This window comes from Streptomyces sp. NPDC088246 (assembly GCF_044741025.1).
GTDB lineage: Bacteria > Actinomycetota > Actinomycetes > Streptomycetales > Streptomycetaceae > Streptomyces.
In genome coordinates this window covers 40,075-63,605 of the sequence record NZ_JBIURV010000033.1, presented here as the reverse complement: position 1 = coordinate 63,605, position 23,531 = coordinate 40,075, and the positions used below count along the sequence as shown (strand labels likewise).

Annotated in this window: 20 protein-coding genes and 3 pseudogenes; 14 read left to right on the top strand and 9 right to left on the bottom strand. The window is 69.1% G+C overall.

Annotated elements, in window-relative coordinates; genetic code table 11:
* Positions 1 to 43: 43 nt before the first annotated feature.
* Complete coding sequence (locus ACIPEK_RS34145; protein ID WP_402004235.1) at positions 44 to 1,063, top strand: DUF2599 domain-containing protein; 1,020 nt, start codon at positions 44 to 46, stop codon at positions 1,061 to 1,063.
* A gap of 373 nt (positions 1,064 to 1,436) precedes the next feature.
* Here the strand turns inward: ACIPEK_RS34145 and ACIPEK_RS34140 are convergent, their stop codons facing one another.
* Positions 1,437 to 1,889, bottom strand: a complete 453-nt coding sequence (locus ACIPEK_RS34140; protein WP_402004232.1) for a hypothetical protein — start codon at positions 1,887 to 1,889, stop codon at positions 1,437 to 1,439.
* Between the two features lie 153 nt (positions 1,890 to 2,042).
* The gene (locus ACIPEK_RS34135) at positions 2,043 to 2,453 is read right to left on the bottom strand and encodes a RidA family protein (protein WP_402004229.1); all 411 of its coding nucleotides are present in this window, start codon (positions 2,451 to 2,453) and stop codon (positions 2,043 to 2,045) included.
* Between the two features lie 77 nt (positions 2,454 to 2,530).
* On the opposite strand from ACIPEK_RS34135, the gene ACIPEK_RS34130 reads away from it, so the two are divergent.
* On the top strand, positions 2,531 to 2,908 hold the full coding sequence (locus tag ACIPEK_RS34130) for a winged helix-turn-helix transcriptional regulator (protein WP_402004226.1): 378 nt from the start codon (positions 2,531 to 2,533) through the stop codon (positions 2,906 to 2,908).
* Positions 2,909 to 3,582: 674 nt separating this feature from the next.
* On the opposite strand, the gene ACIPEK_RS34125 is transcribed toward ACIPEK_RS34130, so the two are convergent.
* From ACIPEK_RS34125 to ACIPEK_RS34110, 4 genes and pseudogenes are all read right to left on the bottom strand, one after another.
* Entirely contained in the window at positions 3,583 to 4,056 is a 474-nt protein-coding gene (locus ACIPEK_RS34125; protein ID WP_402004223.1) for a nuclear transport factor 2 family protein, read from the bottom strand.
* Positions 4,057 to 4,076: 20 nt separating this feature from the next.
* The gene (locus tag ACIPEK_RS34120; RefSeq protein WP_402004279.1) at positions 4,077 to 4,862 is read right to left on the bottom strand and encodes a hypothetical protein; all 786 of its coding nucleotides are present in this window, start codon (positions 4,860 to 4,862) and stop codon (positions 4,077 to 4,079) included.
* Positions 4,813 to 5,502: pseudogene (locus ACIPEK_RS34115) on the bottom strand (IS110 family transposase); the annotation flags it as partial. The pseudogene ACIPEK_RS34115 and the gene ACIPEK_RS34120, both read right to left, overlap by 50 nt.
* A gap of 378 nt (positions 5,503 to 5,880) precedes the next feature.
* A complete protein-coding gene (locus tag ACIPEK_RS34110; protein ID WP_402004220.1) occupies positions 5,881 to 6,624 on the bottom strand; it encodes an SDR family NAD(P)-dependent oxidoreductase in 744 nt (247 codons plus the stop codon).
* 429 nt (positions 6,625 to 7,053) lie between these two features.
* Here ACIPEK_RS34110 and ACIPEK_RS34105 point away from each other — a divergent pair, with 429 nt between their 5' ends.
* The 8 genes and pseudogenes from ACIPEK_RS34105 to gap all read left to right on the top strand — a co-directional run bounded on the left by ACIPEK_RS34105 (position 7,054) and on the right by gap (position 14,213).
* Positions 7,054 to 7,563, top strand: a complete 510-nt coding sequence (locus ACIPEK_RS34105; RefSeq protein WP_402004217.1) for a nuclear transport factor 2 family protein — start codon at positions 7,054 to 7,056, stop codon at positions 7,561 to 7,563.
* Positions 7,564 to 8,704: 1,141 nt separating this feature from the next.
* Positions 8,705 to 9,103 (top strand): annotated as a pseudogene (locus tag ACIPEK_RS34100) (GNAT family N-acetyltransferase); the annotation flags it as partial.
* Positions 9,104 to 9,270: 167 nt separating this feature from the next.
* Positions 9,271 to 9,546 (top strand): annotated as a pseudogene (locus tag ACIPEK_RS34095) (hypothetical protein); the annotation flags it as partial.
* A 6-nt stretch (positions 9,547 to 9,552) separates the two neighbouring features.
* On the top strand, positions 9,553 to 9,786 hold the full coding sequence (locus ACIPEK_RS34090; protein WP_402004276.1) for a hypothetical protein: 234 nt from the start codon (positions 9,553 to 9,555) through the stop codon (positions 9,784 to 9,786).
* A gap of 103 nt (positions 9,787 to 9,889) precedes the next feature.
* Entirely contained in the window at positions 9,890 to 10,633 is a 744-nt protein-coding gene (locus tag ACIPEK_RS34085; protein ID WP_402004214.1) for an SAM-dependent methyltransferase, read from the top strand.
* A gap of 165 nt (positions 10,634 to 10,798) precedes the next feature.
* Positions 10,799 to 11,257: a pyridoxamine 5'-phosphate oxidase family protein gene (locus tag ACIPEK_RS34080; RefSeq protein WP_402004212.1), complete on the top strand. Its 459-nt coding sequence runs from the start codon at positions 10,799 to 10,801 to the stop codon at positions 11,255 to 11,257.
* An 899-nt stretch (positions 11,258 to 12,156) separates the two neighbouring features.
* Positions 12,157 to 13,113, top strand: a complete 957-nt coding sequence (locus ACIPEK_RS34075; protein WP_402004210.1) for a GlxA family transcriptional regulator — start codon at positions 12,157 to 12,159, stop codon at positions 13,111 to 13,113.
* A 101-nt stretch (positions 13,114 to 13,214) separates the two neighbouring features.
* Positions 13,215 to 14,213, top strand: a complete 999-nt coding sequence (gene gap, locus ACIPEK_RS34070; RefSeq protein WP_402004208.1) for a type I glyceraldehyde-3-phosphate dehydrogenase — start codon at positions 13,215 to 13,217, stop codon at positions 14,211 to 14,213.
* Positions 14,214 to 14,997: 784 nt separating this feature from the next.
* Here the strand turns inward: gap and ACIPEK_RS34065 are convergent.
* Positions 14,998 to 15,489 (bottom strand): FBP domain-containing protein, encoded by a 492-nt coding sequence (locus ACIPEK_RS34065; RefSeq protein ID WP_383079834.1) that lies wholly within the window; start codon positions 15,487 to 15,489, stop codon positions 14,998 to 15,000.
* An 84-nt stretch (positions 15,490 to 15,573) separates the two neighbouring features.
* Between ACIPEK_RS34065 and ACIPEK_RS34060 the strand changes: the two genes are divergently transcribed.
* The 3 genes from ACIPEK_RS34060 (at position 15,574) to ACIPEK_RS34050 (ending at position 19,337) form a co-directional block, all read left to right on the top strand.
* Positions 15,574 to 16,155, top strand: a complete 582-nt coding sequence (locus ACIPEK_RS34060) for a TetR/AcrR family transcriptional regulator (RefSeq protein ID WP_402004205.1) — start codon at positions 15,574 to 15,576, stop codon at positions 16,153 to 16,155.
* Positions 16,156 to 16,211: 56 nt separating this feature from the next.
* Positions 16,212 to 17,393 carry a GDSL-type esterase/lipase family protein gene (locus ACIPEK_RS34055; RefSeq protein WP_402004202.1) on the top strand — a complete coding sequence of 394 codons (1,182 nt, stop codon included), beginning with the start codon at positions 16,212 to 16,214 and terminating at the stop codon, positions 17,391 to 17,393.
* Between the two features lie 723 nt (positions 17,394 to 18,116).
* Positions 18,117 to 19,337 carry a cysteine desulfurase-like protein gene (locus ACIPEK_RS34050; RefSeq protein WP_402004199.1) on the top strand — a complete coding sequence of 407 codons (1,221 nt, stop codon included), beginning with the start codon at positions 18,117 to 18,119 and terminating at the stop codon, positions 19,335 to 19,337.
* A gap of 280 nt (positions 19,338 to 19,617) precedes the next feature.
* On the opposite strand, the gene ACIPEK_RS34045 is transcribed toward ACIPEK_RS34050, so the two are convergent.
* Together ACIPEK_RS34045 and ACIPEK_RS34040 are read right to left on the bottom strand one after the other, a co-directional pair.
* Positions 19,618 to 19,800, bottom strand: a complete 183-nt coding sequence (locus tag ACIPEK_RS34045) for a DUF6480 family protein (protein ID WP_093896711.1) — start codon at positions 19,798 to 19,800, stop codon at positions 19,618 to 19,620.
* 540 nt (positions 19,801 to 20,340) lie between these two features.
* Complete coding sequence (locus ACIPEK_RS34040; RefSeq protein ID WP_402004196.1) at positions 20,341 to 20,616, bottom strand: hypothetical protein; 276 nt, start codon at positions 20,614 to 20,616, stop codon at positions 20,341 to 20,343.
* Between the two features lie 342 nt (positions 20,617 to 20,958).
* Here ACIPEK_RS34040 and ACIPEK_RS34035 point away from each other — a divergent pair, with 342 nt between their 5' ends.
* Entirely contained in the window at positions 20,959 to 23,526 is a 2,568-nt protein-coding gene (locus ACIPEK_RS34035) for an ATP-binding protein (RefSeq protein ID WP_402004193.1), read from the top strand.
* Positions 23,527 to 23,531 lie beyond the last annotated feature (5 nt).

Here is a 23,531-nt window from a genome sequence, read left to right as displayed (position 1 = left end):
GGGCAATTCGCCCACACTGAACGCCCTCCGAGAGGAACCGCTCGTGAAAGTGTCGACTCGACCATTATGGCGAAAGGCCACCCTGTTCAAGGGCGTGGTCGTCACCCTTGCCTCCCTCGCAGCCCTTACCGTTCAGGCGTCTCCGGCGGCCGCGGACGACGTCTACGGCAAGCCGGTCGGCGGAGCGATTCTCGTCAAGTACAACGAGCTGGACCGCGAGACAGGGCCGCTCGGCTGTCCGACCAGCATCGAGCTGGACAACCCCGACGGCGTTGGCAAGCGACAGGAGTTCGCGGGCGGCACCATCTACTGGTCCGCCGCCAGCAACGCGCACCCCGTATGGGGCACGATCGGCGGCAAGTGGGGCGCGCTCGGCTACGAAGGCGGGAAGCTCGGCTACCCGGTCGACGACGAACGCACCGACCCCGACGGCGCCGGCAAGCGGCAGCAGTTCCAGGGCGGCACCGTCTACTGGCATCCGACGCTGTCGAACGGGGCGCACCCTGTGTGGGGGCGTATCGGTGAACTGTGGGCCTCCTACGGATGGGAGGGTGGTGTGTTCGGGTATCCGACGTCGGATGAGGGGTGGGAGGAGCCGTACCAGTCGATGACGCAAAGCTTCTCCAGCGGCGGCCTGACCCTGTTCTGGAGTCCGGGCAAAAACGACGAAACGTCCTGGTGCAAGCAGGAATGCGTCGGCTACTCCGGCGCCGCCGGTACCGACTGGTTCAAGGAGACCCGGGTCGAGACCTATGTCGGCACGGACCAGGTGAAGGTCCGCGCAATCCCCACCAGGAACGGGTTCAACAACGCCCGCACTGACTTCCACGGCGCGTGGAACCAGGTGTGGTCCATGGCTCCGTACCCGAAGGGCATCAACCAGGTAGAGCACCGGTCGCTGTACGAGCAGTTCGCCTGTCACGCCGCGTGGGCGGAGGAGCGCCTGCCCGGCGACTGGAACACCGGCCCCACCTGGGACCTGGAGTCGTGGCTGCCGAGCATTGGCATGGAGAAGGCGATCGACCCGGTCGAGGCCCGCAAGCACAAGTGCAACTGGACCTGATGGTTCGAGTGCCGGCCTGAACGTAGATACGCCTGCGCCTCCCGAGAAATTCTTTTCGGGGGGCGCAGGCATATGACGCAAGCCCGGCAGGGGCCGTCAGCCCCCTGCCCTCGGCCCACCGACCACCCGGAAGCCCCCGCCGTGCGTACGACTACAGCCAACTCGACCGTAGTGCAGTCGACTTCGCACTGTCCGGCGAGTTCACACTTCCCTGCACTCGGTGGCGAATCCCCAGCTCAGCCGTGCACGCGACTACGGACATTCACTCCACCGCCGCGGCAGTACGGCGGTGGAGTGCGCCGCAGGTCACTGGCTGCTCCGTTGGTTTTTCGGCGAGCACTACCGGGACGCCTATGACGGGGGATCGGGAGTTTCAGGGTGAGGAGGCCGGGAGCGGTGAGGTGAGTTCGGCGTCGGGTTGGGCGAGGGTGCGGCGGAGACGTTCGGCGAGCGCCGTGAAGTCCGGGGCGTCGAGGCTGGCCGGGTGCTGGCCGACCCCGAGCTCGTCGAGCAGTTGGTCCCAGGACTTGGCGTGCGGGCCGTACTGGTCGGAATAGACGCGGACGAGCCACCAGGCGGCCGCTCGCCAGTCCGGCCGCAGGTAGCGCACGCGGCGCTCGGTCATCTCCGCGCCGGTGTCCGGATCGGTCCACGTCCGTACGTGCTCGTCGAGAACGAGGCTCCCTGCACCTGCCTGCAGAACCCGGGTGAGGGCCCGGGCGGCCATCTGCGCCCGGGCGCCGGTGACCTTCCGGAACAGGTCCACGTACGCGTCGTCGGCTTCGCCGACGGGCTCACCGGTCCGGGTCTGACCTTCTGAAGGCACCCCCCTGGTGATCAGTGATGCGATACCGGACCGGGTCGAGCCGTTGCCGACCGGTCCGGTCCGGTCCGGTCCGCGGGCGACGGTGGGCCGACCACCGCCGCCCCTTCAAGGCGACCGCGTCAAGACGAGGCTGGAAGGCATCCGCCTCAGGAATCAGCCGAGCAGCGCGGTTGCTTCGACCTCGACGAGCACATCCGGCTCGAAGAGGTACTCGACACCGATGAGGGAGGCCGGCGGCATGGGAAGCCGGAGCCCGATCTCGTCGGCGACGGTCTCCACACCGGCCATGAAGTCGCCGATCTTCTCCGGGTTCCACCGGGTCACGTAGAACGTCAGGCGCAGCACGTCCGCGAACGACGCGCCCGCGCCCGCCAGCCCGACGGAGGTGTTGCGCAGCGCCTGGGCGACCTGCCCGGCCAGATCGCCGGGCGCGACCGGAGTCCCGTCGGCCCGGCGCGCAACCTGCCCGCTGACGTGGACATGCTTCGTCCCGGTGCCCACGGCCACGTGATGGTACGGGACCGCCTGCAGCATGCCTTCCGGCGTGAAGTGCTGAACCGTCATGACTGTTCCCCCCTTGAACTAGGTATCCGTAAGCTACCTAGTAGAAGAAGGACACTCCAACGAGACCAGGTTTCGCCATGGATACCGACGACGAACTCCGCATCGACCTCCCGCACCGCGAACTGCTCGACCAGATCCTCGACAAGTGGTCGCTCAGCGTCCTCAACGAGCTCTGCGAACGCCCGTGCCGCTTCAACGAACTGCGCCGAGCCGTCCCCCAGGTCACACAGAAGTCACTGACCGCGACACTTCGGCGACTCGAACGAAACGGCGTGATCGAGCGCGAGGTCGTCTCCACCCGCCCGGTGGCGGTCAGATATCGGATCACACCACTCGGCAAGACCCTTCGACCTCCCATCGACGTGCTGCTGGCGTGGGCCTCGGAGCACATGCCCGCCATCGCACGCGCACGCGAAGCCTTCGACACACGGGAAGAAGAAACAGGAGGCCTCTGACCCTTCCCCCGCCTCGGCCGGGCGCCGGGGCGGGGGAAGGGGGTGGGCCTCGATCCCCCGGCGACTGCGGCAGCCATCGGGCATGCGACGTCCCGGTGGACTTCGTGCTCGGCGAACCGACTGGCGCGGACGGATCGACAGGCGTCAGGCCCCAGGGAAGCGGAGCGGACTCGCACCGGATTTGGCGAGACCGGCCATCGCGTTCGCGATCCTCTCCGCGCTATCGGGCGCCAGGGAGCGCCCGCCCGTGAAAGCCTGCCAGGCCTCGGCTGCTGGGGTGTTCCGGTACCGGCAGGTGCGGCGTGAAGTGAACTGGCGACGGAATCCACATCGGCCTTGGTCCAAGCGGAAGTCCAGGCCGGCAACCGGCCAGTTACACCACCTCTCCGCCCTCAGTCGGGCGCTGGTGACAACCATCGAGCACTCACACCAGGTCTCCTCTGTCGGGGAAACAGAACCGAGCCGTCCGGGCTCCAAGATCATCTCGTGGCGGGTTTTCTGCCGTATCTGGGTCATGCCCCGTGAGCCCCGCGAGTTCGCGAAAACTGAAGGGTTCCCGGCGGGAACCCGAGGGTCTGTCGCCGTGCCTCGCGGCGTCGGATCCGTGGGTTCGTGGTGAAGCCCCGGGCCAGCGCCACGGCGGCGGGTGGACATAGCCAGGTTGGCCCCCACAGTCACGACTGATCGGGGCGGCTGAGACGCACCGTCTCTCCGCCGAATGGTAGGTGCGTGACTCGGCTGGCGAGGAGCCACGTGTCCTCGACCTTCCAGAACGTGTCCTCGTAGTGGCCCACGTTCGCGGGGAGCCTCGCGGGCACCATGCCATCGGCATAGCCGTCGACCCGGTAAGTGGCGAAGTAAGAGGTGGCGGTGGCCGCCGACGCAGAATTCACCGTGACCAAGATGTTCGTAGACATACGGCGTGACAGCCGGTCCTTGGGTCGCGAACCAAAGTAGCTGCGGAGCGCCTCACGCCCCTCGACTCTGCGGTCGCCGTGAGGCCACTCCCACACCCCGTCAGGCGTGAAGAGGTCCGCGACACTGCTCGGATCTCCCAGGTCAAGGCGGCGCACGAACTCGACGACCAGACGCTCGCAGGCTCGCTCGGCGAAGAGACGTTCCATCGGGTCAAGGGCTTCAGTCGGCATCATCAATTGCTACCAGCCCTCTACGGGGTACTGCGATGGCTTTTTTGGCTGCCGATTCCCCCGGCCCGTGAACGCGACGCCATCTTCGACGTGGCACGACAGTCAGAGCCGCTCTCGACGGGTCGTTCCAGGAGCTGGCGGGCAGAGTTCGCGTAGCGAATCGCGGTCTTCTCGCTGACTCCGAAGACCTCGGCGAGGTGGAGCGGGTCGGGACCGTGGACGAGTGCCTCTTCGAGCTGCCGGTCCATGCGGAGTCGTTCCCATGTCGCGATCTGGCCGTGCAGCGCCGGGCCGGCGACGGAGCTCTTGCTGATGGGGCCCGTTCCCAGGGCGGTCTGCTTGTTGATCAGTAGGTGCAGGTTGGCTGTGCCGGACCAGCGGCGACGGCGGAACTCCAGCCATTCCTGGGCAAGTTGAAGGGTGAGATCGTCCAGTGGGCGGGTGCGGCCGTCGATCGTCAGACGGCGGCTTCCAATGTCGAGATCGTCGAGCAGGAGGCGGCGCATGGCGCCAGGTCGTGCGGCGTGAACTGCGGCGAGTGCGAGGATCAGCCGGTCGGCGGGGTGGGTGACGGCGGCTACGGACCCGCTGGTGTGCTCGGGTTCCAGGGGCTGGATGACGCCTTCTTCGCGCTGGCCGACGCGGATGCGGGCGGTCGGGTTCTTGAAGATGGTGCCGTTCTTCTTCGCCCACCGGAACAGGGATCGCAGCGACGATGGTGTGCTGGCGTGGAGAGCCGTGGATGGTGTCCGTGGCCTCCCCAGCAACGGCGGTGTGCTGGGCCTGCGCCGCAGCAATAGCTGCATCGGCGACCGCCTGGGCGCCACGGACTTTGCGGTTCTTCAACCAGGCCGCGAGCCGACTCGGGCCGATCCGGCGCAGGCCAGCGGGCGTTTGGTAGCCGGTCAGCAGCACAAGCGCCGCCTTGGAGCCGGCGTAATCGAAGGCCCGCTCCAAGGCGGGAAAGTACTCCAGCAGTTGTGCCCGCATCCGGTTGATGGCGCGGGTGCGATCTGCGGCAAGGTCGTAGCGCCGGGCGGTGAGGATCTTCAAGTCCACCGCGATCTCGTCCCACTCCTGCAGAGGCTGCAGGTCCCGGCGCATCCGCGCCTGATCCGCGATGACGTAAGCGTCCTTCGCATCAGTCTTGCCGTCCCCCCGATAGCCGCGGGAGGCATGGTGAACGGTCCGGCCAGGAATGTAGAGCAGCCGCTGACCATGGCCGACCAGCAGAGCGATCAGCAACGCGCCCCCGCCGGCGTTCAGGTCGATGGCCCAGGTCACCGGGCTGTCCTCGGCCAGTGCGAGGACGTCGCCTATCAGCTCCAGCAGCTCTGCCTCGTTGTTGGACACCCGGCGCGAGAGCACCTTCATCCCGTCCGTGTCGATCACCGTGCAGTGGTGCGCGGCCTTGCCGGCATCCGTCCCCGCCCAGAGCTCGGGCACCCGAGCCTCCCTCGTCGATCGGTTGACTGGTTCCCTGCAGACGACCACGCCGACGTGTCCTTACGAAGCGATCTCTGTTCGCTCATCCCAATGAGTGGCCGTGTTCGTCGCGGGGCACTGGGCGGCCTATCAGTCAAAGCCACACGTACGGCATGAGCGCTTTCAGCCACACCCAGGCCCCTGGGTCTCCCGATCGTACGAAGGACCGGGATCAACCCGCCAACAAGGTAAGGAGCGCTTCACCTGGCGGCTCTCGCCAGGTGAAGTGCACCCCCGCCAGGAGTCCCGACCGATGGCTCCTGAGATGGCCGCCGTGCGTGATGCCTTCCTCGGATAGGGGGTCTGTCAGTGGGGCCACCTAGTGTGCGAGCCAGGGGTTCAGATGGCGGTGCGGCCGCCATCGACGGCGACGGTCGCTCCGGTGACGTAGCTGGCCTTCGACGAGGCGAGGAAGCCGACGACCTCGGCTACCTCGGCAGGCTCGGCCGCGCGCTTCATCGCTGTGGTTTCGGCGATCGCGTCGAACAGCTCGCGGGCCGCGCCCCGGGTGTAGACCGGGCCGGGGGCGACGGTGTTGAAGCGGACGCCGCGGCCGCTGTACTCAGCAGTCCAGCTCTGCGTCAGTGATGCCAGCGCGGCCTTGGTCGCGCCGTACGCGGCAGCGTTGGCCAAGCCGAGACTGCCGGCCATGCTGCCGATGTTGATCACGCTGCCCGATCCCTTCGCCGCCATCGCCGGGACGAACGCGGCCACGAGGAAGAACGCCGCGCGGACATTGCCGGCGAACATCGCGTCGTAGTCGGAGACCTTCATGTCCTCGGTCGGTGCCCAGACGGCATGTCCGGCGTTGTTGACCAGGACGTCGATCTCGCCTACCTCCGCGGCGAGCCGGTCGATGCCGACCGGGTCCTCCAGGTCCGCCGCGACGAATCGGGCGTGGCCGCCGACTGTGGTGATCTCGTCGACGGTCTCGGCGCCGCGCTGGGCGTTGCGGCCGGCGACGACGACGGACATTCCGTCGGCGGCCAGCCGCTTGGCAACCGCCCGGCCGATGCCGGACGTGGCCCCGGTGACCAGGGCAGTGAGGGGGTGCGGGTCGAGGTTTGCGCGCTCCGCAGACATGAGATGCACCTTTCGGCTGGCCGGGGCAGCGCACGCCCGGCAGGCGGGTGAACCACGATGCGCGGCCCCCTGGGTCCTACCCCTCCACTGTCCGTGCCACCGCAGGTTCCAGCACCTGCGGCTACTCCGTCTCGGGGTGCCACACAGTCGTCTTCACGGTCTTCTCGACCTCGTACCGTTTGGCTCTGGCAGCGGCGGCGGGTGATGGCCGCCTGGATGCAGACCGCCCCCTCGTGCCATGCCCGCCACTGTGCCGCCTGAGAGGCAGGCTTCCCAGCCCGCTCCCACCTGCCGGAAGCCACAGTCCTTGTGGTCGGGATCACCCGCCCTCCGGTGCTTCACGAACAGTCGAGCTCCACGTAGTCGATGTCGGTTAACTCCAAGGAGTCCGTCGGGCTGCGCGAAGCCTTCGGATACGGCTACCCGGACGTGGCGAGGATCATCGGAAAATCCGAGGCCAACTGCCGGCAGATCTTCGCCCGCGCCAGAAAGCGCATCGCCCCCGAAGGGCAGACGATCGACAGCCCGCCGACCCCGACGCGGCGCGCGGAGGGTGACGAGCTCGCCCGCAGGTTCTTCGAGGCCACCGCAGGCGGCGACATGGACGCACTCCTCGACATGCTCGCGCCCGATGTCGTGTTCCACGGCGATGGCGGCGGCAAGGCACGGGCGATCGGGAAGGCAATGACCGGCCTGCGACGCGTCGCACAGCTGCTCATCGGCGGGTTCCGCCGTAACAGGAAGCTTGGCGTCGTCCAGTCGGCCTGGGTCAACGGTCGACCGGGCGCCGTACTGTCGGACACCGAAGGGCGCGTGGCCAGCGTGCTCGAGCTCGAGATCGCCGACGGCGCCATCCAGGCGATCCGCTCCATATCCAACCCCAACAAGCTCACCCATATCGGACCAGTGTCCGATGTCGCGCTACTGCCAGAGAAATGATCCGCCCTCACATCGCCAGCAAATGGCTTCACGGGGGCGGATCCCCGGGGGTGGTCAACGGAAATCCGGAGCCGGGCCGGCGAGAGGCCAGCCGGGCTCGTCTCGGTGCCGGTGGTTGCCCTTTTTGGGCTTCCTCCGTGGCGCCGGAGGGCAGTTGACGGCAGCAGGGCGGACACGACGGCGGCGCTGATGTCGCTGGGCACAGCTCAATACCTGCCAGGCGGACCATCTGAACAAGCGGGCTCGGTAGAGACCCGGCTACCGGTCACGCACCGCGACATTCGCGGCCAGATACTGCCCCGGCAAGTCGCAGCCGGCGAGAAATCTGAACTGGCCATCGACGCTCCACGGCGACTGACGATCCAGGAGCCGGGGAAAGGGGGTGCGCCATGTCCACGTCCGCCTCCTCACCTGCGGTTGCGGCACCACCTGGGTCTTGCTGCAAGGCCCCCGGCGCGCTACACGTTGAGCTTGGCGGGGAGTAGATCTTCCTGCCTCCGTCGTCCGTGGTGCCGCCCGGCGAAGCGGTGGCGCGCCGCCTACGAGTACGGGCGAGAACTTCTTCAGCTGCCGCAGCGAGGTCCGCCCGAACATGGAGTTCGTCGCCGCGCTTCCGAGGTTCCTGCGCCACTGACTGATGGGAGCGCTCGCCGCACCCCTCCGGCCTATCTGCGGCCAGTAGGGCGACACTCGACCCGCCACTGAGGGCATCGGCGCGCAGGTGGCATCAATCATCGTGGAAGGGCTACGCCCTCCGGCGTGCAGCAACAACACTCTTCCCGAGCCATGAGTGGGTGGCCGACTCGGCGGCGGGCCGCCTTCACCTCGCGGTCGACCGCCCAAACGTCCGCCACCGGCCCCGGTGCCGGACTTTGTCCCCCTTGGCCATGGCCGCCGAGCGGGACGCGATACGCAGGGCGATCGCCATCCCGGCGAGCGCCCTCGGCACCGCCGGCCCCAACCCTCCGGTCGGCTGCGTCACCCTCAGCCCCACCGGCCACGTCATCGGGGAGGGTTACCACCTCCGCCAGGGCGTGCAGCACGTCGAAGTCAGCGCCCTTGCTGCGGCCGGTGGCCAAGGCTTCGGGTCGGAGGCGTGTGGTCGGGGCGGCAATCACATGCAGACCGCGGTCGGAGAAAAATGGTTTGCGCTCGCGTACCCCGGGTCGTTACGGTCAGGCGGCCGCGACACGGCGGGCCCATTGGCGAGGAGGAGGTGTGCAGCAGATGCGCACGAATGTTGAGCTGCCGAACCCAGTTTCGACGTTCGCCACCTCACTCTGGAGCCACCCTGTCCATTCACATCACCTCACTGATCGATCCTGAGCACAGGCCGTGCAGCCACCGCCTTGCGTGGCCGGCGTCCGATGCCGAGAGGCCCCCTGTCGGGTCGGTGTTTCTGCGGCTGTTCACCACGCCCGGGCAGATGCACTATGCCGAGACGGACCTGCACGTCCACGCGTCCGAACGCAGACACGGCACGGGAACGCTGCTGCTGAGCGCCGCCGCGCACGCCGCCCGAGCGGACGGCCGCCGCTCACTCGCGGAGCAGGCCGGACCCGGGTCCCCCGGTGCACGTTTCCTGCAGGCCAGAGGCTTCAACGAAGCCGTGACCGTCACGTTCACCCGACTGAACCTGGCCGACGCGAACCTGCCGGCGCTCACGGCGATCGTCGATCGGCACCATCCCGGCTATCAACTGTCCTCATGGGACGGCACCGTCCCGGACGATCTCGCCGACACGTTCGCGCTTTCCCGCCGCACTATGGACGACATGCCGATGGGCGGCAGCGACTACGGCACGGTGGACTGGGACGTGGATCGCGTCCGGGCCGCGGCCGTCGCCCAGCACGGCGATGTGCTGCAGAGGCCGACGGCTCGATCGCCGGATTCACCGAGCTGGTCGTCCCCGGCGGCGGCACCGGCGACGGCCAGCACTACGGCACCGGCGTCCTGCCCAAGCACCGCGGATACGGCCTCGGCCGGTGGATGAAGGCGTCCGCCATCATCCAGGCCGGCGACCGTCACCCCAACCTCGAGGGCCTGCGCACCGACACCGCCGACGGCAGCCTCCCGATGCGAGCGATCAACGACGCGCTCGGCTACACGCCGACCCATCGGGCCATCCATTACAAGCTCGAACTCTCGCCGCACCAGTCGGCCAAGGACCAGACACAGCGTCAGCGAGAACCGTCCGCGCGCCATTCGGTACCGGCCCGCTGACGCAACCCAACCCTTTCGTCAGAACCTCAAGGATCGACGGGCACCTCGCAGGACTCCGCCCCGAAGCGGAACGAGGTGCGCTCCGTCGTGGAAAGGCTCGCACGTGAACCGCGAACAGATGTCCCGTATCGCCCACGCCGATCACCCGATCAAGTCTCCGCTCGACGATGCCTCCGTGCGTCGACTCCTGGAACACGGGCTGCCCCGAGGCGACGAGCGGGTGCTCGACCTCGGCTGCGGCAGCGGGGAATGGCTCCTGCGCGCCCTGGCCGCACGACCCCACCTGCACGCCGAGGGCGTGGACATCTCCGTCGACGCCCTGGCCCAGGCCCGGCAGGCGGCGCGTGACCGCGGCGTGGAGGACCGCCTCGTCCTGCACCACCAGAAAGCCGAAGACTTCGTACCCGCACAACCGTTCCACCTGGTGATCAGCGTCGGGGCCACGCACGCTTTCGGCGGTCTGCTGCCCACCCTCGCCGCGGCCCGCAAGCACCTGGCTCCCGGCGGCCGCGTCCTGATCGGTGAAGGATTCTGGGACCGCACCCCGTCCCACGAGGCCATCGACATGTTCGGGGACCTCACCGACCTGGCGACCACCGTGGACCGCGTCGTCGCCGACGGATGGACACCGATCCACGGGCACATCAGCACACGTCACGAGCTGGACGACTACGAATGGGCCTGCTGGGGGTCGCTCGCCTCCTGGGCGCTCGACCACCCGGTCGATCCGGACAGCCCCGAAGCGCTCACCACGGCGACCACCCGCCGAACCGAATGGCTGCGCATCTACCGGGACACCTTCGGCTTCGTCTCCCTCGTACTCAGCCAGACTCCCGACCACCTCTGACACAGCCCCGCCACCCAGAACCCGGAGGCAACTGGGCTACCTCTTCTCGGGTCACGGGACAACGTCTGATCTTGTTCTCCGAACTCCGGCTGGTGTTGCCTCCGCCGTCGGTCCTGGGGCCGACGGCGGAGGTGCTCAGTGCCTGCGCCGGTAGCGTGCTTCGTGATGAAGATCGCCGAAGTGCCCCGCAGCGCGGAGCAGCGCAGACGTGGAGTGTTGGCGAGGTTGGAGCATGAGACGGACATCTGGGTGGCGTCGTCCGGCACCGACGGGACGCCTTGCCTGGTGCCGCTGTGGTTCTTGTGGGACGGGGAGGCTATATGGGTATCGACGCGGGTTACCAACCCAACGGGGCGGAACCTGCGCGACAACGGGCGCGCCCGCCTGGCGCTCGGTGATACGGAGGACGTCGTCCTTATCGACGGGAGAGCGGACGCCTTCACCGCACAGGACGTACCGGGGGCGACGGCGGACGCCTTCGCGAAGCGCCGGGGCTGGGACCCTCGGCAAGACCATCACTCCTACGCGTACTTCAGAGTGCGCCCTCATGCAATACAGGCATGGCACGGTGAGCATGAACTGGCAGGGCGCCACGTGATGCGAAACGGTGACTGGGTGGTCTGACGCCCCTCTCGGGTCCTGGGGAGCTGCGGCTCGCGTTGGGGATCGAACAGCAGCGAACCTGGTCACTCGCAAGGGAGTTCCCCGGGCGTGGGGGAGGTCTTCATCTGATCCTGCGCTCCGACCAAGGAACGTACCGGACCATGACGAAGGCTGTCTCTGTGAGTGCGCTGCACCGGGTCGCCGAGCAGGAATCGGTCGTGCAAGCGTCGCCTTTCCGGGCGACTTCTGCGCCTGTCCGACCGCACGATGCGACGAGTTGTTCGAGCTTGCTGACGCGCTGCTGTGCGCGGACGGGCGGTGGAGGCGCCGGTGGACCTGACACTGCCGGCCGGACACCACCGCTGGCACGGCGCGCCCTGCGCAGCGCTGAACCGAGGCTGGATCGAGACCTGGCATCTGCGGTGGACGCTGGCCGCGCTGGTCCAGCACCCGGGTCGCGGACGGGGACTGAAGCGCCCCGAGATCAGTGGAGGCTCTATGCGTTGGCGGCAGCCACCGGTTGAGGCCGGTGTTGAGCGCAGTAGTTGGCCTCGTGTTCGTGGGGGTGGGATGGTCCCGATTGTGGTGTGGAGGGGTTGGTTGTTGAACCAGCCGACCCAGTCCGCAGCCGCCAGTTCGATATCGGCGAGGCCGCGTCAGGGGCGGCGATGCTTGATCAATTCCTTTTCGTAGAGGCCGATATGGGACTCCATGAGTGCGTTGCCCAGTGCGTCGCCGACGGTTCCGATCGACGCGTCGCTCCCGGCCGAGGTGGGCGGTGAACGCGAAAGACGTACTGCCCGGACTGCCCGCGTCCGAGTGATGCACCAGCCCCGGCCCGGCAGGGCCCGGGACACGACGGTGCCCAGCGCCATCAGTAAGGACGAACAGGCCAGCCCCACACCCCGTACTCTTTTCCCGTGCCAGCCTCCCGCCTGCATCGCGTCGCCGTCCTTGTGCTCGAGGGTGCGAAGCCGCTCGATGTCGGCATTCCTGCGCAGGTGTTCACGACCCGCGCGAGCATGCCGTACGAGGTGCGGGTGTGCGGCGCCGCACCCGGTCTCGTGACCGGCGGCGACGGCCTGTCGTACTACGTCGCCCACGGCCTCGACGCCCTTGCGTGGGCCGACATCGTCTTCATCCCCGGCTACCGGCTCCCGGACCGCGACGACCCGCCGCAGGCCGTCGTTGACGCGCTGATCGCGGCCCACGATCGGGGCGCGCGGCTCGCCGCCATCTCGACGGGCGCCTTCGCGCTCGCCGCCACGGGCCTGCTCGACGGCAAGCGCGCCACGACGCACTGGCATTACACACGCGCGCTTGCGGCGAGGCATCCGCGCGTCCAGGTCGACGAGAACGTTCTGTTCGTCGACGAGGGCAGCGTGCTGACGTCGGCCGGCGCCGCGTCGGGCATCGACCTGTGCCTGCACATTCTGCGCGGCGACCTCGGGGTGGCCGCGTCGAACCACGCGGCCCGGCGCCTGGTCGCGGCCCCCTACCGCAGCGGCGGTCAGGCGCAGTATGTGCCACGCAGCGTGCCCGAGCCGCTCGGCGCGCGGTTCGCCGCCACCCGCGAGTGGGCGTTGCACCGGCTGGGCGAGCCCCTCACCCTCGAGGTGCTCGCCAGGCACGCGGCGGTGTCGCCTCGCACGTTCTCGCGGCGCTTCGTCGAAGACACGGGGTACACGCCGATGCAGTGGGTCATGCGTGCCCGCATCGACGTGGCCCGTGAGCTGCTCGAGCGTTCGGAGCGGAGCGTCGAGCAGATCGCCGCCGACGTCGGTATCGGCACCGGCGCCAATCTGCGGCTGCACTTCCAGCGCATCCTCGGCACCACGCCGAGCGAGTATCGGCGCACCTTCACCCAGGGCGAATAGCCCGCCGCCGTGGCGCGATCCTTTCGAGCCGTGGCACTCACGCCACTGTCACGGACGGATGCTGCAAGCGAACCTGATGGCGAACCGAAGGGACACCACTCATGACTCGCATCGCCATCAACGGATTCGGCCGCATCGGACGCAATGTGCTGCGCGCGCTGCTCGAACGCGACAGCGACCTCGAGGTCGTCGCCGCCAACGACCTCACGGAGCCCGCCACCCTCGCGCGGCTGCTCGCCTACGACACGACGGCCGGCCGGCTCAACCGCCCGGTGACCGTCGACGGGGACGCCCTCGTCGTCGACGGCCGTCGCATCACGGTGCTCGCCGAGCGCGAACCGGCGCAGCTGTCGTGGGCCGAGATCGGCGTCGATATCGTGCTCGAGGCGACCGGCCGCTTCACGTCGGCTACGGCCGCCCGCGCCCACCTCGACGCAGGCGCGAAGAAGGTGCTCGTCAGTGCGCCGTCGGACGGCGCCGATGTCACGCTCGCGTTCGGGGTCAACACCGACGCGTACGACGCGGCCGAGCACACGATCATCTCGAATGCCTCGTGCACGACCAACGCGCTTGCGCCGCTGGCCGCGGTCCTCGACGAGCTCGCCGGCATCGAGCACGGCTTCATGACGACGGTGCACGCCTACACGCAGGAGCAGAACCTGCAGGACGGCCCGCACCGCGACGCCCGCCGCGCCCGCGCCGCCGCTGTCAACATCGTGCCGACCACGACGGGCGCTGCCAAGGCGATCGGCCTCGTGCTGCCGAACCTCGATGGCAAGCTGGCGGGCGACTCGATCCGCGTACCGGTTCCGGTGGGCTCGATCGTCGAACTCAACACGACCGTCGCCCGCGACGTGACGCGCGACGACGTACTGGCGGCGTACCGCGCCGCGGCGGAGGGGCCGCTCGCCGGCATCCTCGAGTACTCGGACGACCCGCTCGTGTCCTCCGACATCACGGGCAATCCCGCCTCGTCGATCTTCGACTCGGCCCTCACCCGCGTCAACGGCCGCCACATCAAGGTGGTCGCCTGGTACGACAACGAGTGGGGCTTCTCGAACCGCGTGATCGACACGCTCGAACTCCTCGCCACCCACTGACCCGACGCCGGGGCGGCCCCGCCGTCTGCTCCCAGAACCAGCCGAGGGCAGCTCCATGAATACCGCAGCCTTCGAATACGTGACGGGTACCGGGTGCCCGCCCCGGCCTCTCCCCCGCCGACGTCCCCCGCTGGTCGTCAGCGCCGTGCTGACGGCGGCCCGGGCGCAGGACCCCGTCGCGCGAGGACCCCAGCGGGCGGACGGATCGTGGACCTCATCGGCCCGAGGCGGTCATTGGTCACTCTTCTGTTCTTCTCCGCCGCAGCACTGGCGTTGCCCGGGGCTTCGCCCGGGACCGGACTCCTGCTGGACGCGGTCGCGCCGGGGGAATTCCGCAGGCGCGGTCGGTGTCGTGCAGCCATGTGCCGATTCTGGCTGACGGGCGCATGGCGGGCTCGACCCAGCCACGTCCCGATGACCTGGTAGGCGTGCCGTCGCACCGAGATCGCGAGGACGGCAGTGTGGAGGCGGCGGAGTACCGAGTGCGGGTGCGTGCCCCGAAGCATGCACGGCCGGTCGACGGCGTCGACTACGACCAGCTCGGCTCGCTCGGCCTGATGCTGAACGTCGTGGTGCTGTGGACCACGCGGTACAGAGCCCGCGTCCGCTGCGCAACCCGGATGCCCCTGGCCTCGACGATGACGACAACGGGGCGGATGAGGGCTGAACGAAGGCCAGGGGCCGGCCAGGGCAGTGGCCAGCTTGCGAGCCGTTGCCCTGGTCAGCCGCTTCAGGGCCGGGCAGCGGCGGCGATACGGGGGTGAGACCGGGAGGCGGTCCCGGCTCACGCCGTCACTTTGGCGATGAACGCGGCGAGGTTCGCGACGGTCCGCTGGACCTTCTCCTCCAGGGTGAGGGACTCGTGGAGGCGTGCGCCGATGCCCGCGTCCTTCTTCCCGCGTACATACAGGGAGCAGGCCAGGTCGCTGCACATGTAGATGCCGACCGAATTGCCCTGCTGCCCGGCCTTCCCGGACCTCGGCGCGACCATCAGGGAGACGCCCCCGGTGTGGGTGGTCACGCACACCGAGCACATGCTGCGCCGCATCTGCCAGGAGCCGGCGCCGGAGGAGCGCAGCTGGACGCCGACCGGGCGGCCGTCCAGCTCGGTCACGAGGTAGGCCCGGTCGGGGGCCTGGGGATCTCGCCAGCCCAGGAAGTCCAGGTCGTCCCAGCACTGCTCGGCCAGGTCTCGGGGGACGCTCAGGCGCTTGGCCTCACCCTTGGTGCAGTTCACAAACGCGGAACGAATCTCTCGCTCGGTCAGCGGTTTCATGAGCAGCAGGCTAATTTGCCTAATTCGATTAGGCAAATGCATAATCGTCGATGTCAGGAATGAGAAGCGATTCGGAGGATGAACATGGCACGTGCCGAACGGGTAGGACTGACCACGGAGCGCCTGGTCCGGGCGGGGGCAGAGCTGGCCGACGAGATCGGCTTCGAGCAGGCGACCCCCGCGGAACTCGCCCGGCGGTTCGGTGTCAAGACCGCGAGCCTGTACTCGCACGTGAAGAACGCCCACGACCTCAAGACCAAGATCGCTCTGCTCGCCCTGGAGGAACTCGCCGACCAGGTCTCCGCCGCGGTGGCCGGACGGGCCGGCAAAGACGCCCTGACCGCTTTCGCGAACGTCTACCGTGACTACGCCCTCAAGCACCCGGGGCGCTTCGCCGCAGCCCAGTTCCGGCTCGACCCGCAGACGGCGGCCGCCAGCGCCGGCGTCCGGCACGCCCAGATGACGCGGGCGATCCTGCGCGGATACAACCTGGCCGAGCCACACCAGACACACGCGGTGCGACTGCTGGGCAGCGTCTTCAGCGGCTACGTCGGCCTGGAGACCGCGGGCGGCTTCAGCCACAGCACCCCCGACTCGCAGGAGAGCTGGACCGAAATCCTCAACGCGCTCGACACCCTGCTGCGCACCTGGCCCACCACCTCCTGACCAACCCTTCCGACCGCCTCCGCCAACCGACCCTCCTGATCGAAGAGACCGACCAAATGAACACCGAGCACGACTGGACCACCACCCCCATCACCGCCGCCCTCCTGCGCGGCGCCCTCGACCTGGAGCGCACCGAACGCGGCGTACTGCCCCACCGGTTGCCCGAGCGCGCCCGGCAGCAGATCCCCGACGGCCAGCTGGCCATGGCGGAGTCACAGCCCTCAGGAGTGCGGCTGGCCTTCCGCACCCGGGCCACCGCCGTCGAGCTCGACGTCGTGGCCACCAAACGGGTCTACGTCGGAGCGCCACCACGCCCCGACGGGGTGTACGAGCTCCTCGTCGACGGGCAGCTCGCGGGCCAGGCCAGCGCGACCGAGGGCGACACGCTCACCATCGACCTGGCCTCCGGGACCGCACAAACCCGTTCCGGGCCGGTGGAGACCCTGCGCTTCACCGACCTGCCGCACGACGAGAAGAACGTCGAGATCTGGCTGCCGCACGACGAGACCACCCAGCTGGCCGCCCTGCGCACCAACGCCCCCGTCCACACACCACCGCCCAGCGGCCGCAAGGTCTGGCTGCACCACGGCAGTTCGATCAGCCACGGCTCCAACGCCGCCACCCCAACCGGGACCTGGCCCGCCCTGGCCGCCGCTCTGGGTAACGTGGAGCTGGTCAACATGGGATTCGGCGGCAGCGCCCTGCTCGACCCGTTCACCGCCCGCGCCATGCGCGACACCCCCGCCGACCTGATCAGCATCAAGATCGGCATCAACATCGTCAACACCGACCTCATGCGGCTGCGCGCGTTCGGCCCGGCCGTCCACGGTTTCCTCGACACCATCCGCGACGGCCACCCCATCACCCCACTGCTGGTCGTCTCGCCCATCCACTGCGCCATCCACGAGAACACACCCGGACCCAGCGCCCCGGACCTCGGCGCGATGAGCGAGGGGCGGCTGCGTTTCGTGGCCACCGGCGACCCCGCGCAAACAGCTGCCGGGAAACTGACCCTCACCGTCATCCGCGACGAGCTGGCCCGCATCGTCCAGCAGCGTGCCACCACCGACCCGAACCTCCACTACCTCCACGGCCTCGACCTCTACGGCGAGGCCGACCACGCCGAACTGCCGCTGCCCGACGATCTGCACCCGGACCCCACCACCCACCAACGCATCGGCGAACGCTTCGCCCACCTCGCCTTCGGCGGCGGCCCTTTCACCATGGAGAACCGCTGACCGGTGTCGGACAGGCAGGACGCGCCGGCGCGCCCCGCAGGCATTCAGAGTGCCGCGCGGATGCCGCAAGCCCCTGGCCGGCGAACCCGGCCAGGGGCTTCTCCGACTCACGAGCGCGCTCACCGGGCTCAACACCTCCTGACAAACAGCCAGACGAGTGCGCCTCCGACCGGTTCGGCGCCGCACTCCTCCATGCTTCTGATCGGTTGCGCGGTGCACCCAAGGCCGTTTCACCTTCTGCCGACAGCACCGATGCGCAGCGGCCGGAGAGGCAAGCGCGGTTCTCCTTCTCCCGAGTGTTCTTCCCGTAGCGCAAACGTCCCGCAGGGCCCTGCTGAAGGGTGGGGAAGAGAACCATCAGGCACAGGTCCAGGTGTGCCCCCTGGTCCGTTCTTCTTCGAGGCCACCGAAAGGAGTGGGGAACCTGTCAACAGGAAACCGGAGAAGTGCCTCGGCCTGGAGCGGTTCAGCACGCACAAACTGCCCGAGGACATCATCGAGTACCCGGAGAAGAGGCTTCTCGGCCATCTGCAAGGGGCTGACTCTCCGGCCGAGCACGGCTGGAAGCAGCACCAGAGCACGACGACCCGCCGTGCCCGGATCCGGCGCGTGCTTCGGCGGCAGCGAGCCGGTCGCGCCCGCATACGGCAGCCCCGCGCTCGGCAGGGCTCCCGGTCTCCGTACTGTGGCGCCCACGTCGTCCTCTCGCCTCCAGGAGTACGCATGACCTTCGACGTCAACGCCGTCCGTGCCAGGATCCCCGCCCTCAAGGCCGGCTCCGCCCGCTTTGACGCCCCCGGCGGCACCCAGACACCGCAACCGGTGATCGACGCCATCGCGGACGCGCTGGCCAACCCGCTCGCGAACCGGGGGCTCACCACCGAGGGTGAGCGCAACGCCGAGGCGGTCGTGACCGGCGCCCGCCGAGCGCTGGCCGACCTGCTGGGCGCCGATCCGCGGGGCATCGTGTTCGGCCGCAGCTCCACCCAGCTCGCCTACGACCTGTCCCGCACCGTGGCGAAGAGCTGGGGCCCGGGCGACGAGGTGGTCGTCAGTCGCCTCGACCACGACTCCAACATCCGGCCCTGGATCCACGCGGCCGAGGCCGTGGGCGCCACGGTCCGATGGGCGGAGTTCGACCCGGCCACGGGTGAGCTGACGCCCGATGACATCGCCGCCGTGCTCTCCGCGCGCACCCGTCTGGTCGCCGTCACCGCGGCGTCCAACCTCATCGGTACCCGCCCCGACATTCCTGCCTTCGCCGACCTGGTGCACCGGGCAGGGGCCCTGCTGCATGTCGACGCGGTGCACTACGCCTCGCATGCCGCCGTCGACCTGCCCGGGCTCGGCGCCGACTTCCTGGTCTGTTCGCCGTACAAATTCCTCGGTCCGCATCTGGGCGTGCTGGCGAGCCGTCCCGAATTGCTGGAGACGCTGCGGCCGGACAAGTTGCTGCCCTCCACCGACGCCGTTCCCGAGCGCTTCGAACTGGGCACTCTGCCGTACGAACTCCTGGCCGGAGCCGGAGCGGCAGTGGACTTCCTCGCCTCACTGGCGCCCGGGGCCGACGGCACCCGGCGGGAACGGCTGCTTGCCGCCTTCATGGCGATCGAGGCCCATGAGGACGCCCTTCGGGCCCGTATCGAACAGGGACTGGCCGGCCTCGGAGGCATCACCGTGCATTCCCGGGCCACACACCGCACCCCCACCCTGCTGCTGACCTTGGCCGGCCGTAGCACCACCGCCGCCTCGCGGTACTTGGCGGAGCGGGGCGTCGACGCCCCGGCCGGGTCCTTCTACGCACTGGAGGCATCCCGCCGGCTCGGACTCGGCGACGAAGGCGGACTGCGGATCGGCCTGGCCCCCTACAGCAACGACGAGGACATCGACCGCCTGCTGGAGGCCCTCGCCGGCTTCCTCGGCACCACGCCCGCCGTCGGCTGACCCGGCCACGCCCGTGGACACCGGTCCGCTCCGTATCCGGCCGGTGCGGGCCCTGAGAAACCCGCACCGGCCCCGCCCGCGAACTGCTGCCGGGACCGGCTCTCCGCGTGCGTTCAGACCGGCAGGATTCCGGTGCACGATACAAGCGTTGGACTCTCGTCCCGATACTCCTGATGAAACAGGCCGCCACGCGCCCTGGGCCGCAGCCGACCTGGAACCATCCACCCGTCCTCGGGGAGGTCCAGGCGGATGCCCAGGTCACCGGCATCGCTGGGGATGGTCATCCGTAGCCGAAGATCCGCGCGATGAAGAATGCGGCAAAGATGACCGATCCCAGCAAAACGAGTCCTGCCCATAGGGCGGGGTGTTCCCAAATGCCTCCGTCCGCGCGTTCCTGGTGGGCTTCACTGATGGAGCCCTCGGCAGGTGGTGTCTCCCCTGGGGGATTCAGTGTTATAGCCACACATCTATTCTCTCTCGGCCGCATCCGGTTCGCATTGCGCACAGGACTGTGGTCCTCGTTCCACGAGCGGCCGGGGGCATGGCTCCGTAGCGGCGGCCACCGCGTCGGCCTGGTCTTCGAGTGCGGCAGGAGTGCGCGAGCACAGCCGCCAGTACGCCATCGGAAAGCGGCGCGGGGCCACCGCTGGTCGTCTGCGGTTACCACGTGGCCAGGGCCGTGATCACTGCGATCTTGCTGATCGTGCTCATTGCGCTCGGCGTTCTTCTCTGGAAGGCATTTCTGCGGCCGGCGGGCTCGGGACGGGAAGCAGGGCCGCTCTCGCGCCGGCCTGGATTATCGTCACGGCGCTCGCGCTGTTCTCGTTGGCGACGGTAATGGCCAACATCCAGGGTGCGATAGCGCCTTTCTCCTCACTGCTGTCGATGCTGCCGATCCACGCGTCCCACGGAGAACTCGCCGGTACGCTCGATCAAGTCAGGCAGCGCCTGGCTGACTACTCGCACACCGGTGACCGAACTCCGCCTGCCCTCAAGGTGATGGTCAGCGACTTTTCCCGATGCCACGCGGTGATAGCCCCGGCCGCCACGATTGTGGCGGCCGGCCGTCCGCGAGCAGGTCGGTGGCGTAGGACACCTCCACGTACTGGCTGAGCACCAGCGTGGGGGCGCCGGGCAGTTGTCTGCGGGCGATGATCGCCGCCCGCAGGCCATCGTCCGTATGCGTCGGCGGCATCCGCACATCAACGACCGACACGTCCGGGCGGTGTGCGAGCACCGCCTCGACCAGGGCAGGGCCGTCACCGACCGTCGCCACCACCTCGTGACCGTCCTCGGCCGTACGGCGACTCTCAGCATCGAAGAAAGCAACACGGAAGAATTCCGGCGGCAGCTCGGTGAAGGCGCGAGCCTCTCAGGGAAATTGCGCTCAGGGAATGGCCGATACCGCGCGTGTACGCATTGCCTCTGTCGCGTTCACGCACCTCACGAACCCGCCGCGCAGAGCGCCCACCGGGCAATCCGCCGCGCATTCCACGCGCTCGCAACCTGCGAGGAGTCGCGGCACGAGTGGCGTGCGGGAAGCGGGTCTGGCCGATATCGCAGGCTGGTCGGGCGTTCACCGGAATGGGTAGCATGCCCCTTTGTGACTACGCCGTTACCCATGCCCAGTATCGCCGGGACTGCCGCCGAGTTCGTCGCCCTGCTGCGTACCACGAAAGGCCGGTCCGGCCTCTCTTACCGGGCCTTGGAGCGCAAGGCTCGAAAGGTCGGCGACCACTTGCCGGTGAGCACCCTGGCGAGCGCGCTCAGCCGGGGATCGCTACCGAGAAAGGACGTGGTGGCGGCACTGGTCCGGGCGTGCGGCGGTGACCCGGCGACGGTGAAGGAATGGGTCGAGGTGCATGCGGCGCTGGCCCAGCGGGAGAGCTCCGCACGAGCGGAGGACGTGCCCTGGTCGTCCCAGGCGCTGCCGGGCCTCGCCGCCGGGCGCGGTGCCGAGGACGAGGGCAGGGGGACCGGCCGGCAACTCGTGCCCTGCCTGCTCCCGGCGGACCAGTCGCTGTTCGTGGGTAGGCAAGACGAGTTGAGCACGGCATGTCGGATGCTGGACCGGGAGGGACCGGGGCCGGTGATCCTGTTGGTCACCGGCCCTGCCGGTGTCGGCAAGACGGCCTTCGCCGTACGAGCGGGGCACCTGCTGGCCTCACGCTTCCCGGACGGCCAGCTGTACGTGGACCTGCGGGGGTTCGATGACGAACCGGCCGAGCCGTTCACGGTCCTGGGGGCGTTCCTGCGCGCGCTCGGCGTACGCGGAGGCGCCGTGCCCCCTGAAATGACCAGCCGCATCCATCTCTACCGCACCCTGCTGGCCCAGCGGCAGACGCTGATCGTCCTGGACAACGCGGCCGATGCCCGGCAGGTGAGCGACCTCCTTCCCAACGGCGCACGCTGCGCCTCCGTCGTCACCAGCCGGACCACGCTGGCCGACATGAGCGGGCACCGGCTTCCCCTCGGCGTACTCGACTCCGCGACGGGGCTGGCCCTGCTGCGCCAGATGCTGGGCCCCGACCGGACCGCCGCGGAGTCCGGCTCGGCGCGCTCCATCGTCGAAACCTGCGGCGGGCTTCCCCTCGCGGTATGGGTCGCCGGGGCCCGCCTGGCCGCGCGGCCGCACTGGCCCCTGGAAAAGGTCGCCCGGGCGCTCGCCGACGAGCAGCGCAAGCTCGACGAGCTGGCCGTCGGGCACATCGCGGTAAGGGCGAGCCTCGAACTGACCTACCGGGGAATGGCCCCGACGACACAGCACGCGCTGCGCCTGCTCTCGATGCTGCCCATGGCCGACTTCGGTGCCTGGGCCCTGGCCGCCTTACTGGGCGTGGGCCTGTCCGAAGCGGAGAACGTGCTCGATGACCTGGTGGAGGTACATCTCGTCGGGGTGCGGGCCGTCGGTGCGACGGGGTTCCGCTATCAACTGCACGACCTGGTGCGGGTGCTCGGCCGCGAGCGGGCCCGGAGCGAGGTCGGACGGCAGGAGCGCGCCGCGGCCCTCACCCAGCTCCTCGGCACAAGCCTCCACCTCGCCGACCTCGCCGCGGACACGCTGAGCGTCGACTTCCAAGGTGTCTCCCAGACCGATCTGGTCTCCTGGCGGCTCTCCCCCACGGACACGGAGCAGCTCCTTGTCACTCCCCTGGCCTGGTTCACCGAGGAGCGCCAGTTCCTCATCAGCGTGGCGGACCAGGCGCTGGACAGATCTGACGTCGCACCGGCGGCCGGGCTGGCCACAGCGTTGACGACGCTCTTCCAGGTCGGCAGTCACTTCGACGACTGGGAGCGGCTGCAGGAGCGGTCGTTGAAGGCGGCGCTGCACGTCGGCGACAAGCGCAGCGCCTCTCAGCTCCACCGCTGCCTCGGCGAACTCACCACCATCCTCGACCGCTATCCGGAGGCGCTGGCCCACTTCGAGCAGGCCCTGCTTCTGGCCGAGGGGCTGGGGCCGTCGTACCGGGCCAGTGCCACGGCCGGGCTCGCGTACGTGCACCGGCTCCTCGGCCAGTACGCCGCGGCTGTGCTGCGGTTCGCAGAGGCCGCCGAGCTGGCCCGGGCAGCCGGCAACGTCAACTGTCTCGTGTACGCGACCAACGGCATCGGCGTCATCGACCTCGAGCATGGCCGTGTCGAGGCGGCCATGGAGCGCTTCACGGAGTGTCTGCGGGTGAGCCGGAGCGAGGGCTATCGGCCCGGCGAGGCACAGGCTCTGCGGTGTCTGGGGCAGAGCCATCGCGCCCTCGGCGCCTACGCCCCTGCCGCCGACTCCTTCCGGCTGGCCGCCGCAATCAGTGAGGACCTCGGCGACCGGCTCGGCGCCACCCACGCGACCTGCTGGCTCGGGGACGTCCTGGTGCGCCAGGGCAGCCCTCGCGAGGGCCGTCGGCTGCTGGCCCGGAGCCTGTGGACGTATCGCGAATTCGGCAACCTGTGGGGTGAGGCGTCCACGCTGTACGCGCTGGCGGAGGCACAGCTGTCGGTCGGCCGTCCGGAGCAGGCCCGTCGACGTGCCGAGGCCGCCGTCGGGCTGTGGCAGCACATCGGCGCCCGGGCGTGGCTGGCCACCGGCCTCGAAACCCTGGCGAAGGCCCATGCGCTGGCGGGTGACCATGTGGCCGCGGCTCAGGCTCGCGACGCGGCGGCGGCGGCGCGGACGGCCCAGGGCGGCTCGGGCCCGTGATCCCT

Bases quoted from the DNA above. Each gene is read 5' to 3' on its own strand.
- ACIPEK_RS34135 (WP_402004229.1), bottom strand. From the start codon at position 2,453: ATGACGGTTCAGCACTTCACGCCGGAAGGCATGCTGCAGGCGGTCCCG.
- ACIPEK_RS34130 (WP_402004226.1), top strand. From the start codon at position 2,531: ATGGATACCGACGACGAACTCCGCATCGACCTCCCGCACCGCGAACTG.
- ACIPEK_RS34125 (WP_402004223.1), bottom strand. From the start codon at position 4,056: ATGCCGACTGAAGCCCTTGACCCGATGGAACGTCTCTTCGCCGAGCGA.
- ACIPEK_RS34120 (WP_402004279.1), bottom strand. From the start codon at position 4,862: ATGCAGCTATTGCTGCGGCGCAGGCCCAGCACACCGCCGTTGCTGGGG.
- ACIPEK_RS34110 (WP_402004220.1), bottom strand. From the start codon at position 6,624: ATGTCTGCGGAGCGCGCAAACCTCGACCCGCACCCCCTCACTGCCCTG.
- ACIPEK_RS34090 (WP_402004276.1), top strand. From the start codon at position 9,553: ATGAAGGCGTCCGCCATCATCCAGGCCGGCGACCGTCACCCCAACCTC.
- ACIPEK_RS34080 (WP_402004212.1), top strand. From the start codon at position 10,799: ATGAAGATCGCCGAAGTGCCCCGCAGCGCGGAGCAGCGCAGACGTGGA.
- gap (WP_402004208.1), top strand. From the start codon at position 13,215: ATGACTCGCATCGCCATCAACGGATTCGGCCGCATCGGACGCAATGTG.
- ACIPEK_RS34065 (WP_383079834.1), bottom strand. From the start codon at position 15,489: ATGAAACCGCTGACCGAGCGAGAGATTCGTTCCGCGTTTGTGAACTGC.
- ACIPEK_RS34060 (WP_402004205.1), top strand. From the start codon at position 15,574: ATGGCACGTGCCGAACGGGTAGGACTGACCACGGAGCGCCTGGTCCGG.
- ACIPEK_RS34055 (WP_402004202.1), top strand. From the start codon at position 16,212: ATGAACACCGAGCACGACTGGACCACCACCCCCATCACCGCCGCCCTC.
- ACIPEK_RS34050 (WP_402004199.1), top strand. From the start codon at position 18,117: ATGACCTTCGACGTCAACGCCGTCCGTGCCAGGATCCCCGCCCTCAAG.
- ACIPEK_RS34035 (WP_402004193.1), top strand. From the start codon at position 20,959: ATGCCCAGTATCGCCGGGACTGCCGCCGAGTTCGTCGCCCTGCTGCGT.